The sequence below is a fragment of the Paenibacillus sp. FW507-14B1B genome (assembly GCF_058781425.1).
The window spans coordinates 1639785-1655062 of sequence record NZ_JBYSWS010000001.1 but is presented as its reverse complement, the minus strand read 5'-3'; the positions used below and the strand labels follow the sequence as shown (position 1 = coordinate 1655062).

The 15278-nt window shown below is 42.8% G+C and carries 15 protein-coding genes; 6 read left to right on the top strand and 9 right to left on the bottom strand.

Features of this window, described 5'->3' with window-relative positions; genetic code table 11:
- Window positions 1–102: 102 nt before the first annotated feature.
- The gene (locus tag AC3WJJ_RS07880) at window positions 103–729 is read left to right on the top strand and encodes a 50S ribosomal protein L25 (protein ID WP_492539408.1); all 627 of its coding nucleotides are present in this window, start codon (window positions 103–105) and stop codon (window positions 727–729) included.
- A 79-nt stretch (window positions 730–808) separates the two neighbouring features.
- On the opposite strand, the gene AC3WJJ_RS07875 is transcribed toward AC3WJJ_RS07880, so the two are convergent.
- From AC3WJJ_RS07875 to kduI, 4 genes are all read right to left on the bottom strand, one after another.
- Window positions 809–1681 (bottom strand): transporter substrate-binding domain-containing protein, encoded by an 873-nt coding sequence (locus AC3WJJ_RS07875; protein ID WP_492539407.1) that lies wholly within the window; start codon window positions 1679–1681, stop codon window positions 809–811.
- 181 nt (window positions 1682–1862) lie between these two features.
- Window positions 1863–2615 carry a 2-dehydro-3-deoxy-D-gluconate 5-dehydrogenase KduD gene (gene kduD / locus AC3WJJ_RS07870; protein WP_492539405.1) on the bottom strand — a complete coding sequence of 251 codons (753 nt, stop codon included), beginning with the start codon at window positions 2613–2615 and terminating at the stop codon, window positions 1863–1865.
- A 48-nt stretch (window positions 2616–2663) separates the two neighbouring features.
- Entirely contained in the window at window positions 2664–3422 is a 759-nt protein-coding gene (locus AC3WJJ_RS07865; RefSeq protein ID WP_492539403.1) for a DeoR/GlpR family DNA-binding transcription regulator, read from the bottom strand.
- Window positions 3423–3455: 33 nt separating this feature from the next.
- A complete protein-coding gene (kduI, locus tag AC3WJJ_RS07860) occupies window positions 3456–4289 on the bottom strand; it encodes a 5-dehydro-4-deoxy-D-glucuronate isomerase (protein WP_492539401.1) in 834 nt (277 codons plus the stop codon).
- A 225-nt stretch (window positions 4290–4514) separates the two neighbouring features.
- On the opposite strand from kduI, the gene AC3WJJ_RS07855 reads away from it, so the two are divergent.
- Together AC3WJJ_RS07855 and AC3WJJ_RS07850 are read left to right on the top strand one after the other, a co-directional pair.
- Window positions 4515–5396 carry a glycerophosphodiester phosphodiesterase gene (locus AC3WJJ_RS07855; protein WP_492539399.1) on the top strand — a complete coding sequence of 294 codons (882 nt, stop codon included), beginning with the start codon at window positions 4515–4517 and terminating at the stop codon, window positions 5394–5396.
- A 110-nt stretch (window positions 5397–5506) separates the two neighbouring features.
- Window positions 5507–7177, top strand: a complete 1671-nt coding sequence (locus AC3WJJ_RS07850) for a ribulokinase (protein ID WP_492539397.1) — start codon at window positions 5507–5509, stop codon at window positions 7175–7177.
- Between the two features lie 167 nt (window positions 7178–7344).
- Here AC3WJJ_RS07850 and AC3WJJ_RS07845 read toward each other — a convergent pair whose 3' ends face one another.
- The 5 genes from AC3WJJ_RS07845 to AC3WJJ_RS07825 form a co-directional block, all read right to left on the bottom strand.
- Window positions 7345–8211, bottom strand: a complete 867-nt coding sequence (locus tag AC3WJJ_RS07845; RefSeq protein ID WP_492539395.1) for a YitT family protein — start codon at window positions 8209–8211, stop codon at window positions 7345–7347.
- A gap of 110 nt (window positions 8212–8321) precedes the next feature.
- A complete protein-coding gene (locus tag AC3WJJ_RS07840; RefSeq protein WP_492539394.1) occupies window positions 8322–9563 on the bottom strand; it encodes a cation:proton antiporter in 1242 nt (413 codons plus the stop codon).
- A 4-nt stretch (window positions 9564–9567) separates the two neighbouring features.
- Window positions 9568–10062, bottom strand: a complete 495-nt coding sequence (locus AC3WJJ_RS07835) for a cation:proton antiporter regulatory subunit (RefSeq protein ID WP_492539392.1) — start codon at window positions 10060–10062, stop codon at window positions 9568–9570.
- A gap of 181 nt (window positions 10063–10243) precedes the next feature.
- On the bottom strand, window positions 10244–10591 hold the full coding sequence (locus AC3WJJ_RS07830; protein ID WP_422660256.1) for a hypothetical protein: 348 nt from the start codon (window positions 10589–10591) through the stop codon (window positions 10244–10246).
- A gap of 169 nt (window positions 10592–10760) precedes the next feature.
- The gene (locus AC3WJJ_RS07825; RefSeq protein WP_492539390.1) at window positions 10761–10952 is read right to left on the bottom strand and encodes a hypothetical protein; all 192 of its coding nucleotides are present in this window, start codon (window positions 10950–10952) and stop codon (window positions 10761–10763) included.
- A 390-nt stretch (window positions 10953–11342) separates the two neighbouring features.
- Here AC3WJJ_RS07825 and AC3WJJ_RS07820 point away from each other — a divergent pair, with 390 nt between their 5' ends.
- The 3 genes from AC3WJJ_RS07820 to AC3WJJ_RS07810 all read left to right on the top strand — a co-directional run bounded on the left by AC3WJJ_RS07820 (window position 11343) and on the right by AC3WJJ_RS07810 (window position 15261).
- The gene (locus AC3WJJ_RS07820; RefSeq protein WP_492539388.1) at window positions 11343–11792 is read left to right on the top strand and encodes a zinc-ribbon domain-containing protein; all 450 of its coding nucleotides are present in this window, start codon (window positions 11343–11345) and stop codon (window positions 11790–11792) included.
- A 179-nt stretch (window positions 11793–11971) separates the two neighbouring features.
- The gene (locus AC3WJJ_RS07815; protein ID WP_492539386.1) at window positions 11972–13498 is read left to right on the top strand and encodes an extracellular solute-binding protein; all 1527 of its coding nucleotides are present in this window, start codon (window positions 11972–11974) and stop codon (window positions 13496–13498) included.
- Complete coding sequence (locus tag AC3WJJ_RS07810; protein WP_492539384.1) at window positions 13495–15261, top strand: cache domain-containing sensor histidine kinase; 1767 nt, start codon at window positions 13495–13497, stop codon at window positions 15259–15261. The genes AC3WJJ_RS07815 and AC3WJJ_RS07810 overlap by 4 nt, the downstream gene beginning before the upstream one ends.
- Window positions 15262–15278: the final 17 nt, after the last annotated feature.

Sequence of the window (15278 nt, the reverse complement as noted above, 5' to 3'; positions counted from 1 at the left end):
TACTAGGGAATGAAACGAATAGACAGTAATAAAATTGTTTAGCGACCAAGGTGAGGGGGTAATAGTAGATAGGCTTTGTTTCGTAGAAGGAGGATGTTAATTATGACGTCAAAAGGAAACAATGTTCAACTAAATGCAGAAATTCGAGATGATTTCACGAGAGCTTCTCGCCGAAAGATACGCCAGAATGGGGGACTTCCCGCGGTTGTATACGGCTCGGACACGGAGAGCATTCCTGTGTCTGTTAATCTAAAGGAAACAAGCAAACTTTTTCACACAGGACGTTCAGAAGTCTTTGATCTTAACATTAAAGGTTCGGATTCTGTTCCTGTATTGATTAAAGATGTGCAGAAACGTGATGGCAAAGTCGTGCATGTCGATTTCTTGCACATTTCTATGAATAAGACCGTTCGTGTTTCCGTTGCGCTAGATTATCAAGGAACGGCAAAAGGAACGAAAACGGGCGGCATTTTGCAAATACAAGAAACAGAACTTGAGGTAGAAGGACTTCCTGGAAATCTACCTACATCTATTGAGTTAGATGTTTCCGACTTGGATATTGGTGATAAACTTACGGTTGCAGACATTGAACTTCCATCAGGTATCACGTTAAGTGCATCTGGTGAAGAGGTTCTAGCATCGATCATCATCCCTCGTGCAGTAGCTGCTGAAACCGATACAGATGATGATGCATCGACAGAAGAAGTAAAACCTTCCGAAGATCAATAATAAAAAGTCAACATTGAAATGCACCCCTTAGGATTGTCTAAGGGGTGCATTTTCTTGCCTAAACCAATAACCGTGAGGACTATCGTTGGCGATCCATAATCCCTTTATACGCAGATGGGGAATCACCAAAATATTTACGCCATATTGCCAAGTAACTCCCGTCAGCCTGCATCGTCTCCAGTGCATGATCTACTGCAGCCACGAGGTCAGAGTTTCCTTTGGCAAATGCTGCACATACTTGGGTCACATGGTCGAGGGAATCTGTTGTTTTCACTGGGAATTCGGGATCATTCTGATGCAAGTTCAGCATCGATAAGCTGTCGGTAAGTACGGCATCTACTTTATGGTCAACAAGCAATTGAGCAGATGACAAAAAGTTGTGTGTAACCACAGTATTAGACTTATATTTAGAGGCAATTCGCTGATAATCACCGTTCGCTTCAACGGCTGTGGAGATGTCTTTAAGGTCTGCAAAGGTACGAATCTTCTTATCATCTGAACGGGTGACAAGTACTGGATTAGATGCCATGTAAACATTGGAGAAATCATATAAAGACCGTCGACCTTTGTGGTCGGCTATTTCATTGAATACAGCATCATATTTTCCCTCGGATAGGCCTGCAAGCAGATCCTTCCATTCTGTTTCAACGAAAACAGGCTTCATCTCCATATGGCGGGCCACTTCCTCGGCGATCTCAACATCGAAGCCAGTCAGTCGCCCTCCGGTTCCACGATAGCTAAATGGTGGATAATTTTTTTCGATTCCGATACGTAGGGTGTCACGGAGTGCAGCATTTTGGAGTAATCCACCTGTTTGAACACGATACGGTGCCACTCCCATATTCGGGTTCGGGACTCTATCATAGCTTTTTTTCCCACATCCCGGAAGCATAAGCACTATGATCAGAAATGTGATTAATATGATTTTTTTGGCGTATTTATGACCGCTCATTTCAGCCCCATCCTTTCTAGACCAAGGTTTCGCATCCATAGACTGCTGGTTGTAAATGTTAGCTTATCCGAAACCGTTCGTTGTATTCCTAAGAAGGAGCTAAAAAGGTTAAATACCAAAAACAGCTTAATTAGCCCAGTAGAAGGAGCTAATTAAGCTGTTATGTATTTTCAGAACGGGATTATCTTCCCATCCATCCTCCATCCACACATAGAACGTGGCCGTTTACATAGTCTGAAGCGGATGAAGCTAGGAAGATGGCAGGGCCTCCAATATCTTTAGGCGTTCCCCAGCGTCCAGCAGGGATTCGGTCTGTAATTGATTTGGTTCGTTCCGGATCTTGTCGTATAGGTGCAGTATTGTCCGTTTCAATATAACCAGGTGCAATACCATTGACTTGAACACCGCTTTCAGCCCATTCATTCGCAAGAGCTTTCGTGAGACCTGCAACACCGTGTTTACTTGCAGTATATCCCGGGACATTGATTCCGCCCTGGTAAGACAGCATAGAACAGATATTTATGATTTTGCCGCTCCCTCTATTCATCATATGGCGTCCTGCAATTTGAGACAGGAGATAAACACTATTTAGATTGAGATTTATAACGTCAAACCAATCTTTCGCACTATGATCTTTGGCTGGAGCACGGCGAATAATTCCGGCATTATTAACGAGAATATCGACCTGTCCCGTTAGCGCAAGGGATTCATCGAATGTTGCTTGAAGCTTAGAGTGATCACTAAGATCAACTTGAATCTCGGTTGCCTGCCTCCCAAGAGAACGAACTGCTTGCACCGTATCTTCACTTGAACTGAAGGAGACTGCCACGACATCAGCACCTGCTTCGGCAAGTGCTATTGCGATGCCTTGCCCGAGCCCACGAGCTGCTCCGGTAACGATGGCAGTCTTGCCAGATAAATCAAAAGGACTCATAGTAAAAAACTCCCCTTTAATCGCATAATAAGCTTTCCGATGAGGCAATTAGCTGGAAATTTCAAGGGCGATACCTGCATTTTTGAACAGTTCCGCTGTTTCTTTAGGTAGACCTTGATCGGTAATGATTGCCGTTATCTCATTTAATGCAGCAAATGTTCGCAATGCGGTTTGTCCAAATTTTTGATGATGCGCTACAGCGAACACTTCACGTGAAGTATTAACTAGCGCCTTCTTGAAATCAATTAGATCACCTGTATAAATCGATAGCCCATGCTCTAAATGTACCCCGGTTGCTGACACAAAAGCTTTCTGGATATTTAACTGCTTAACATACACGGCAGACTCCGGACCAGCTAGCATATTTCTAACCCGGTATCCACCAGGAACGACAAGCCGAATATGATTCTTGGGCGCTAGCTCACTAATGATATACACGTCGTTAGTAATGATGGTTAGGGGCTTATTTGGCAGTAATCGAGCAATTTCGAGTGTTGTGCTTCCTCCATCCAAGGCAATAATGTCCCCAGATTGGATATGCCGAATAGCCATCTTTGCAATTTCATGTTTTTCATCCGCATGTATGGTCAGTGGCTCTTTGGAAGGAAGAATACCGAATTGGTCCTTTTGAGCCAGCATAGCTCCTCCATGAATTCGGACGATAAGCCCCTGTTCCTCCAGCTTCGTTAAATCCTCTCGAATCGTCTTTCCTGTCACCTGAAGCTTGCTGCTAAGCTCCGCTACCGTGACTTCTTTATGCGTAAGCAATAGCTCCATAATATTTTCGTATCGTCTTATAGGGTTCATTTTCGTTCATCTCTTCCGCTTGGTTTGTTGATTCTATTTTAAATCATGCATGGAGACGGGGTCCATATCATCGTATCTTTTATTATCGCCTGCCATGCCCCATATAAATGTATAATTGCTTGTTCCAACACCACTATGAATGGACCAGCTTGGAGAAATAACAGCCTGCTCGTTTCTCATGACGATGTGACGTGTCTCCGTGGGTTCGCCCATAAGGTGAAATACAACTGCGTCCTCTGGCAGGTCAAAATACATATATGCTTCCATCCGGCGTGGATGTGTGTGTGCAGGCATTGTGTTCCACATGTTTCCGGTCTTTAGCAGGGTCATGCCCATGACCAGCTGTGCACTTTGAATACCATTTTGATGGATAAATCGGTATATAACGCGGTCATTTGAATTTTTTATATCGCCGAGTGCGCTTGAATCGACTTCCTCAAGTGATGCCTTGGCTGTTGGGAATTCTTTATGTGCTGGTGCTGAGTTTAGATAAAATTTAGCTGGCTGATTCGTATCTGCACTTTTAAAAATAACTTCTTTCGTTCCCATGCTTACATATAGACATTCTTTATGAAGAAGCGAGAACTCTACTCCGTCTGCAATTACGCTTCCTTGTCCACCAACGTTAATGATTCCAAGCTCACGGCGTTCAAGAAAAAAAGGTACACCCAGTTCTTTCAGATCCGTCTCGAGTTTCACTTCCTGCTGTACCGGTGCTGCGCCACCTATAATCAAACGATCCTCGTGGGATAGTACTAACTCAAGCTTCTCTGGTGTAAATAGAGTTGGGATATGAAATTCTTTACGAAGGCGTTCAGTGTCGAATTGTTTGACCTCATTTGGATGTGATGCATAACGTCTTTCCATCATGTTAATTCCCCTTCACAATGTAGTTATGAACCCTATATCGTTCATATATGTTCAACTTACTCCATTTGGGTTCACATTACAAGTGTATATTGGAAAATTAAACCGATTGTATTTGAGGTAGTAACAAGATGACTAGTCTTGATATTAACGTCTCATGGAATCATTTTTTTCGGGAAAACTAGGTTAGATTAAAGGCTTTCGCTTTGTAAAGGGGTGAACAGCATGAGAGTGGAATTAAGGTTTGCAGTGGTTATGGGGGTACTTATTATCCTTATTCTTGGCGGCACATACACGTCTCTAGAGCAATTGGTTAGTAAGGCATGGTTGCCGGAAACAAGTGATGTACTTCGGATCGCTCATCGAGGGGCGTCAGGATACGCCCCGGAAAATACGATGGCAGCTTTCGAGCAAGCGTACAAAATGGGTGCAGATATGCTTGAATTGGATGTTCAGCTAAGCAACGACGGACAAGTCGTTGTTTTTCATGATACGAGGTTGAACCGGACAAGCAGTGGTAGAGGTACAGTACAGAATATGACTTTGCATCAATTAAAGCAGTTAGATGCAGGATCATGGTATAATAGCAGATTTCGTGGACAGAAGATTCCGACTCTGGACGATATACTTCAGTATTTCGGTGGAAAAATACCTCTATTGATCGAGCTTAAGTCATCAACTCAAAATTCGGGTATCGAACAAAAGACAGCCGAAATCATACAAAAATATAATCAAGAGTTGTCTCTTAACCTACAAGATCAGATTATGATACAGTCCTTTAATATTACATCTCTTCGGCTATTTCATAAGCTACTTCCAGAGGTGCCGCTTGCTGTCTTGACATCTAATTCTTATGAGCTCAGGGATGAGAGGCTGCATGAACTTGCACGTTTTGCACAGGTGCTCAGTATTTCTCGTCCTTTGGTAACAGAGGAGAATGTTCGAAGAGTTCACGATGCTGGAATGAAGGTGTTTGTGTGGAATGTAAGGCATCTTTTTGATATCCCTGCTCTTCTTCATGCCAAAGTAGATGGTATTATTACGGATTATCCAGATATGCTGCCGACACGTCAGGGTGAGAGTACAGCTAAATTAGAAGATGAATAACAGAGATAAAAGCAGCCTATATAAAAAGGGGTGCTTTATTTCTGTTGCGGGGCAGATATAATGAATTTGATATTATATGGGTGAATTAACCATAACAGGGGGGAAGTCTTATGGGGAAAAAGTATACTATTGGAATTGACTTCGGAACACAATCCGGACGTGCAGTTCTTGTTGATCTGTCCAATGGTGATGAAGTAGCCGATCATGTTACAGTGTATCCTCACCAAGTTATCGATGATCATCTACCAGGTTCAGAGCGTAAGCTTAATTATGACTGGGCACTTCAGCATCCCGGAGACTATCTGGAGGTGCTTCGAAACTCAGTTCCGTCAGTGATTAAGGAATCAGGAATCGAACCGTCTGAAGTCATCGGGATTGGGATTGATTTTACAGCCTGTACGATTCTGCCAGTTGATGAATGTGGTGAACCTCTTTGTTTTAGCGCAGAATTCAAAGATCATCCTCATAGCTGGGTGAAATTATGGAAGCATCATGCAGCTCAACCAGAAGCCGATCAAATTAATAGCATTGCTGAAGCACGCGGTGAAGCCTTTCTCCCCCGTTATGGTGGCAAGATTTCATCGGAATGGATGGTTGCGAAGGTCTGGCAGATCCTCGATGAAGCACCGGAAATTTATGAGCGAACCGATCTGTTTCTAGAGGCAGCCGACTGGGTGATTATGCAGATGACCGGTAAAGTGACTCGTAACAGTTGTACGGCAGGATATAAGGCGATGTGGCATAAACAAGAGGGTTATCCAAGTAGGGAATTTTTCAAAGCGCTGGATCCACAACTTGAAGACTTAACAGATACGAAGCTTCGTGGAGAAGTTATTCCGCTCGGTTCTCGTGCCGGTGAGCTTACGGGAAAAATGGCTGAAATGATGGGCATACCACCGGGAGTGGCAGTTGCCGTAGGAATCATTGATGCTCATGCAGCAGTACCTGCTGTTGGTGCGGTGAAACCGGGTGATTTAGTTCTGGCAATGGGAACCTCACTCTGTCATTTGCTTCTGGCAGGTGAGGAGAAGCATGTTGAAGGTATGTGCGGTGTTGTGGAGGATGGTATTATCCCTGGTCTATTCGGGTATGAGGCTGGACAATCTGCAGTGGGTGATATTTTTGAATGGTATGTAAATGAGGCCCTTCCGGCTTATATCAAAGAAGCGGCATCCACCGAGGGAATCGGTATTCATCACTGGCTTGAAAGAGAAGCTTCGGCATACAAGCCAGGTCAAACGGGACTGCTTGCACTCGATTGGTGGAATGGTAATCGCTCTGTTTTGGTTGATTCCGACCTGACGGGTGTAATCCTAGGTATGACTTTAATGACCAAACCTCAGGAAATCTATCGATCATTACTAGAAGCGACTGCATTTGGAACACGTAAAATTGTTGATGCTTTTCACTCGCATGGTGTTGACGTTAATACAATATTCGCCTGTGGCGGTCTTCCACAGAGGAATACGCTGCTCATGCAAATATATGCCGACGTTACGAACCGAGAGATCATTGTGGCAGATTCCAAGCAGACCTCAGCCCTTGGTGCTGCAATGTTTGCAGCGGTAGCCGCAGGCAAAGACCGTGGCGGTTATGATTCGATTATCGATGCAGCCCAGAATATGGCGCGGGTGAAGGAACAATCATTTAAGCCAATCCCAGAGAACGCAAAGGTTTACGAAGATCTGTATCAAGAATACAGCAAGCTGCATGATTACTTCGGACGTGGAGAGAATGATGTCATGAAACGCTTGAAACAGATTAAACAATGGATAGAGTAATTCTTTTGAAGTTGTCTCTCAATTGTTTATATATTCATAGATTATGAAACGAAATGCAATTATATGACTAGTATTTCTAATCGTTTTACTAGATTATAAATTATTTTTCTCAAAAAAAGGACTGTTCCCTAGGTCACGAAAGTGACTTCGGATACAGTCCTTCTCTGTTATTTACGCCGAATAGAGGAGACGGAGATGGAAGCCTCCGGATCTATTCTGCGTACGAGTGACTTTACTCTAGCGGTTTCCATTAGGTGGATTTGATATAATAACGCATACTCAGATCGGTTGTTGTCCTCTATTGAGGGAGGAACAGACACAGATTCTCTTCCTAGCAGCTTCATTATATTATCTTGAATTTCCTGTGTATGTGAGCTATGAATGATAACTTCTCGCTTTAGCGTATATCCAGAGGTCGTTAACCGAGCAGCCTCAAGTGCCATTAGGCAAGCAATTGCGGAATACATTGCCTGTTCTAATCCAAGCAGTAAACTAGCTAGGGATAGAATGAGAACATTGATAACAATCCCTGCATTGGACAGACGCAAGTTGTTAATGATGGCGACCAGTGGCAGTGGTAATTTGGGATTATGCACTAGCATATCCATCACAGCACCATGTTTGATTCCGATGCCGATCCCAAGACCTAGAAAGAAACCTCCCAGCCCAGCTGCTGCGGCTCCCCCTTCAATTAGCGGTGGAAAAGGATGTAGCAGAAGTGAACAAATGGAGAAGACAGTAAGTCCAGCTGCAGCACGAAAGGCTACATTGCGATTCGATTCGCGAAACATAAAGATAACTAAAGGCAGGTTAAGCATAAACAGGAACATTCCAGTCTTCAGTCCGGTAATTTGTGAAGCCAAGGCAGATATGCCTGTCACTCCTCCGGCAATAAATCCATTCGGTACAAGAAACATATCCAGCCCAAAAGATGCCACTAGGCTCCCTATAATAACCATAAATAGCGGCTTTCGTTGTGAAAATAATGAAGGGGCACGCTGTGCACCGTCTTGAGCTTCAAATGATTTATTCATTAGGCTCACTCCTACTTTCAGATGAACGAAAAACGTAGGACGATGATCCGGGCTAACTCACCCCATTCCACCATGTTGCCGAACTACTCCTATGTTGAATGGGCAAGTGATTAAACCGAACCATCCTCTTTTAATATGACAGGTTCATGTTTCTTTTTCCGGTGATCCTTAAATTTGAAGATCTTATTTAACAGGTTATATACATGCTTGGATTCTTTGGTGAGAAGAGGTCCAAGGATAGCTAGAATTAATACATATAGCGCTGCAAAAGGTTGAATAATCGTCATTAGGCCACCTGCTTTGCCTAAATTAGCGAGGATGATAGAGAATTCCCCGCGTGATACGATAGTTAATCCGATGTTGGCGGAAGCTTTGGAGGACAGTCCTGCGCTTCGTCCAGCAAGCATGCCTGCAGTAAAGTTTCCAATGAGTGTAACAATAACAGCTGCTAAGGACAGCCACACGGCACCGCCAAGCTCAAGCGGATTAATCGTTAATCCAAAGCTAAAGAAGAAGATTGCACCAAAGAAGTCCCGGAAAGGCAGAATCAGATGTTCAATTCGCTTCGCGTGTTCTGTTTCAGCCAGGACCAAGCCTAGTAGAAGTGCTCCGATAGCTTCTGCCACATGTATCGTTTCTGAGAATCCTGCCAGTAAGAACAATGCCGCAAATACGACAAGTGCGAATAATTCATTAGAACGGATATTCAGCAATCGGTTCAACAGAGGCACGGCTTTACGACCAACAATGAGTACAAGGAGCATAAATCCGAGTGCTATAACCGCCGAGAGTAGAACGCCTCCTAGAGAAGAGGAACCGCTGAGTACTAGACCTGAAAGAATGGAAATATATACAGCTAGAAACACATCTTCAAACATAATGATGCCTAGGATCATTTCTGTTTCTGAATTGGCGGTTCGTTTAAGATCAACAAGCACTTTAGCAACGATTGCACTGGATGAGATGGTTGTAATACCAGCGATAACGAGTATTTCAGCTATTGGGAAGCCCGCGAAGACTCCAATCAGTAGCCCGAGTGTAAAGTTGATTGCGATATAGATCGTCCCGCCAACGGCGATATTTCGACCGGATTTGATCAAACGACCTACTGAAAATTCAAGACCGAGGTAGAACAGCAGGAACAATACGCCAATGCGTCCCATGAAGTCTATTAGTGGGGCGCTTTCGATAAATCGGAAGTCAAAATGCCACCACTGCATGGCGTGAGGCCCAACCGCCATCCCGATTAAGATATAGAATGGGATGACGGAAAAACGGAGTTTGGAAGATATCAAACCCGCTAAGGCGATCAGAGCGATCGCCAATCCAACTTCAAATACGAGATGATTCATCTATTCAACCACTTCCGTTCAACAAAATTTGTTTAAATAGTCGTTGTTGTTGGCGCTCACCGACAACAACAAGTGTTGTATCAGCTTTGATGACAACTTCGGGACCGGGGTTAATCTGTTTGCCTTGGTTTTTTTCTACGATTGCGATAATCGTGGCTCCCGATGCTTGACGCACACCAAGTTCACCAATCGATTTACCCACACCATAATACTGGGATTCAACCCGATACCACTCAATAATTAACTCATCAAGAGCAATGTCTATGGTTTCAAGCGCTTTTGGTTTATAAGTAAGCCCGCCTACAATTGCAGCTAACTGTCTGGCTTCATCATCATCCATCGAGATCATGGAGATGCTCTCCTCGGGCTCATCATAATCGAAATGGTACATTTCACGACGGCCATCATCATGGATGATCACAACGGCTTTATCTCCTCCACGAGTTTCAATAACGAACTTCTTACCGATACCAGGTAAATCACTTTCACGCACATGCATCGATTAAATCCTCCTAAGGAATATACTTATTTTAATTGAAAAATAACAAACTCAAATAAGCCTGCAGAAATGGGCTTTTTCTTAAAATATAGATTTGAATGGTGGAACAAATAGGAATTCTTATAGGTTTAGATATACCTAATAGAACGCATCTTTAAGAATGCGATGCAGGTGAAAGGAATCACACATAAGTAGAGGTAAATTTTATAGGGGATAAGAATAAGAGGCGGAGCCTTAATAGGATGATCGGTCGGTACGGAAGTCTTGGTTTCGGGACACGGAGCATTAGAAGACATGTAAAACCAAACAATATCATTACAATCTTTCCAGAATTGAAATGCTTGGATACCGAATGATTCGTCTTCTTCACTGCAGAAGCTTTAACATGAGTGTGCGTATCATGAACAGAACGTCCCTGAACGTTCTCATTCCCGTATTGATCTTGTACAGGAAAGTACAACGCAAAAGCGATGATAAAAAGAATGACAAACATTGTAATATTTCGTGAAACGTTGTAAATTCGCTTCATTTTGTCCCACCTCCTTTCCATCCAACCTTTCTCAATTCATCATAACACAGATCATAATTGATCTCAAAAAGAGATTGATGGTTTTTAGTAGAAAACATAAATAAATATTTTCCAACAGAAAAGGAGCTGCCTAGGTCACTTGATAGACCTACTGGACAACTCCTTATTGTTATTGGTCATTCAGGTTGTTATTTCTAGATTGCTTGTAAGCTTCCTTGATCTCTTCCTCATTCTTGTTCTCCAGAATACCGGTAACGATATCATCTAGCATATCCGTTGCAGCTTGATCGGGCCTGTCTGGTTCAGGAATGGGATTCACTCCTGGGAAGCGTCCATTAAATTCTGGATTCTTATCACTCATGATCTGCTCAGTCCTTTCCATTTATATATTGACACAAAGCGGGACGTTATATGTAACGATAAACCGGATAGAGATTGATGAATCACAGAAGAGGAACTTCACAGGCCATTGGCGAAGAACAACAGATACTTGTTGTGAAGAATACCCTTTGGAGAAATGGTTACAGGAAACCTAATGAATAGCCTAATAAAGTTACTGGCAGATTGTCCAGTTCTATAAGAATAAGGTTAAGAATATCCTTGATGTAGCTTTCCCGTGAGAAATCTATTTCAAGCGATAGGTAATGCTGTTCTTCCGTTTAGATTCGTTTACAATGAGTTGAAACGAATACCAGTTATTTCACGTATTAGAACAAAAGATATGATGTGTACGTTCGAAAGGAGTGTTTCCATGAGTTTTATGGATAAATTTAAAGCCGGTGTTGCAGAGGCGGGTAGCAAAGCTAAGACGCTGGTGGAGATTAATCGAATCAAATTGCAGAACAGCGGCAAGAAGAATGAGATCGAGGAGAAGTATCAAGAAATTGGAAAGCTTGTTTTTGATTCAGCAGAGGAAGGAAGATGGCCGCTTTCGAAGGAGCAGCTTGAACCACAGATTAATCATATTTTGCAGTTGAAATGGGAGATTGAGCAAAACATAGAGTTAATCAAAAATCTGACCGATGAGAAGACATGTAAATCCTGCGGGACTCAAGTATCGATTAACGATCGGTTTTGCTCAAAATGTGGTTATACGTTCGAAATTGCACAGGAACCTATCCAAGTCATAGAAGAGAGCAGCTTAGGTAACGAAGGAGAAGTCAAAGTTACACTTAACGCTCCGAACAAAAAGGACGAATAATCGCTACGGGTTCATATAGGGGCCGCATGTTAGGATTGACTAACATGCGGCTCTTTAATGTACGACGAACTTTTCATACTTCCTCCAAAAGATCGGAATAAATAAGATTTTATACACTATGTTATTAAAAAATAAACGACTATAATTGTGATTATTATTGGAGGGAGTGATTGGTGCGAATGAAGAAAAAATCATGTGTTTTGCCTATCATTTTTGTAATCGCTTTCTTTGTGACTTCTGGGTGTGATCTTATTCGAAGTCCAGTCAACAATCAGTCTTCTAGCAAATCGCATTCCGAGAAAATAAGTATTGTCATATCAAATCTAGGAATGACTTTTCCTTTGGGGATGGATGAGAATGACAACCGGTATCTCAATTACATTGAGGATAGCACAGGGGTGGAAATTCAGGTAACTACACCGCCTGCAGAAGTATATGATGAGAAGCTTGATGTGATCATGTCCTCAGGTAATTTGCCAGATATGCTGCATACGTATGAACCGGTTTGGTTTGATAATTATGTTAAGCAGGGGGCATTTATGCCGCTTGATGATTTGATAGATAAGTATGGACCGAATTTAAGGGAGAAAATTCCAGCCGAAGTGTGGGACAGAGTTCGATACGGAGGGAAGATCTATGCTGTCCCAAGCTTGAATGAGGTTAGCGGTGTAGAGCTTATGTATGCGAGAAAAGATTGGCTTGATCGACTTGGATTGAAGCCTCCTGTAACGCTAGAGGAGTATTATGAGGTCATCCGGGCATTCACTGAGGATGATCCTGATGGTAATGGTCTTGATGATACGGTTGGTCTTACATTGACTGCGAATTTAGGACGATCCTCTCCATTCTTTGGCGCTTTTGGGGTACAGCTAAATGCTTGGTTTGAGCGTGATGGAAAGCTTGTAAATGGAAATATTCTGCCAGAGACCAAAGAAGCACTTGCCTATCTGGCAAGGTTGTATGAGGAAGGTTACCTCGATCGGGAATTCCCATTAAATCTACAAAACAACTTATATAAGAAAATCGAAAATGGAACAGTCGGCCTATTCTCTGCGACCTGGTATGACACGCGCGGTCCAATAGCAGACAATATGAAGAAAGAGCCGGATGCTAGATGGATTGCTTTGGATTTTCCGACGGGTCGAGGTGGACTTAAAGGCGTCTATGATAAAGATATTATTCGCGGCTATAACGTGATTCCGGCAGGGTCAACACATGCAGAATCGGTTATTAAGATGCTTGATTTTATCGCAAGTGATTATAAAAATCTGAAGCTGGGATTCGAGAACGAAATATGGAGATGGGAAGACGGCCATATGGTGACTGACTTTGAGAAACATGATGAGCATTTATACCGTGGAATCTATCAATCACTGGTGGATGTACCGGACCCGGTGTTGTCTAGGGAGCGCCTGGAATCGCTTGGGGATTTTCAACTGTACAATAATCTGGAGATGATTAAGAAGAATACGATTAAAAATGCGTTCTATGGGATACCGACACCGGCTATGAGTAAGTATGACAAGAAACTTGACGATCTAGGCGATGTATTCACAAAAATTATTATGGGCATTGAACCTATCGATTCATTCGATCGTTATGTAGAACGCTGGAAATTGGAGGGGGGAGACGAAATTACGAAGGAGGTTAATGAATGGTACCTCACCAAGAATAGCAGCACTATGCTTGGGGGAGGGGCTAAATGAATCATCTGAGACGAAAAATTGCTGAAAAGTTCTCACGAAATATTCAAACGCGGTTAACAGGGTATTTCCTACTCATACTTCTGCCCCTTGTCATAATTAGCTTATTTGCTGTTGAGAGATCGCGTGACATCTTGTACGAGCAGGCGGTGGAAAGAACGGAAATGGCTCTTGCTTCGGCTCTAAATCATTTTGATCTCGCACTGCAAAATGTAGAGGAGATTTCTACACTGATTGCCGCAGATCCAGGGATGAATGAACTGCTTAACAAGAATAGCTCTTCCTCACCTGATTTAATTGTAGATTTTGCGTTTATTCTTGGACAGTTGTCAAATTCTGTATCCGTGAATCGTTTTGTATCACAAATTTCTATCTATCATCAAGCATCGAATATGTTCGTTTCAACGAACTTTGGTGGACGCAAGCTAAACTCAGAACCTCAGCAGGCATGGTTGGTTGAGTCGGCGAGGAGCAATGGCACCGGTATCTCATATGTCATGGCTGATTATCCTGTAGGCGATGGGCAAACGTTCGGGAAGATGATTGGTACGGATACTTTTTCTTTAATTCGTTCTATGGATCTTTATAACTCGGAACGACAATCGAATTTATTAATCGTGAGTTTTAACAAGAATAAGCTACTCAATATTCTTAAAACACTTCTGCCTTCCGAGAATAGCCGGGTCTCCTTATTGAATGAGAAGGGAGAGGTCATCATTGAGACAGGAAAAGGCGGAGGTGATACAAGTTTATCAGATGATGAGATGGAGGTAACCAAAGATTCGGATTACTCCTCGTGGCGTCTTGCCTTAGTTCAGCCGAAGAAGGAGCTTTACGAAGAAACAGATCAACTGCGATTATACACCTTCACGATCATCGGCCTAAGCATTTTATTAGCCCTTACAATTTCATGGGTAGTCTACAGCGGAATTGCCTCGCCTGTACTTAAGCTTTCACGAGGGATGAAGAAGCTGAGTCATGGGGAAATGAACGTTCAGATTGATACGAAGAGAAAGGATGAGTTTGGATTTCTAATCCAGTCCTTTAATCGGATGGTTTCTGTTCAGAAGCATTTGATCGAAGATCATTATGAGCAGCAGCTTCGCTTAACGACAACGGAGCTTAAATTTTTGCAGTCTCAGATTAATCCGCATTTTCTATATAATACACTGGATTCGATCTACTGGACGGCTAAGAACTATGAGGCAGAAGAGATTAGTGAGATGGTCATGAACCTATCAAAATTCTTCCGTCTAAGCTTGAATAAGGGAAGAGAAGTATTCTCCATTGAGGAGAGTGTCACGCATCTTCATTATTATATTCGAATTCAGCAGCTTCGCTTTCTAGATAACTTCTCGGTGGAGTATCAATTGGACGAGGAAAGTAAGGGCATTCCTATTCTAAAATTGCTGCTTCAGCCCTTAGTAGAGAATGCTATCATTCATGGAATGGAAGGGAAAACCGCGGGTGGGAGTCTGATCATTGCAAGCAGAATTGAACGACAGCAATTCGTAAGAATCAGTGTCCAAGATAACGGTCCTGGAATTGCATCGGAGCGGCTTCAATATATTTGTCACGAGCTTAGCCTTATGAGAGCTCGCAGTATTCCTTCTCTTTCACAAGATGAGGAGAACATAAAGGATTTATTCGGACTCCGAAATGTATTCACCAGAATGAGGCTGTACTACGGGAATGAAGCGGATATGACGATTGATAGTACGCCTGGAATGGGAACGGTCGTAACTATATTGATTCCTTTGGATTGATGCGCAAGTGGATGAAG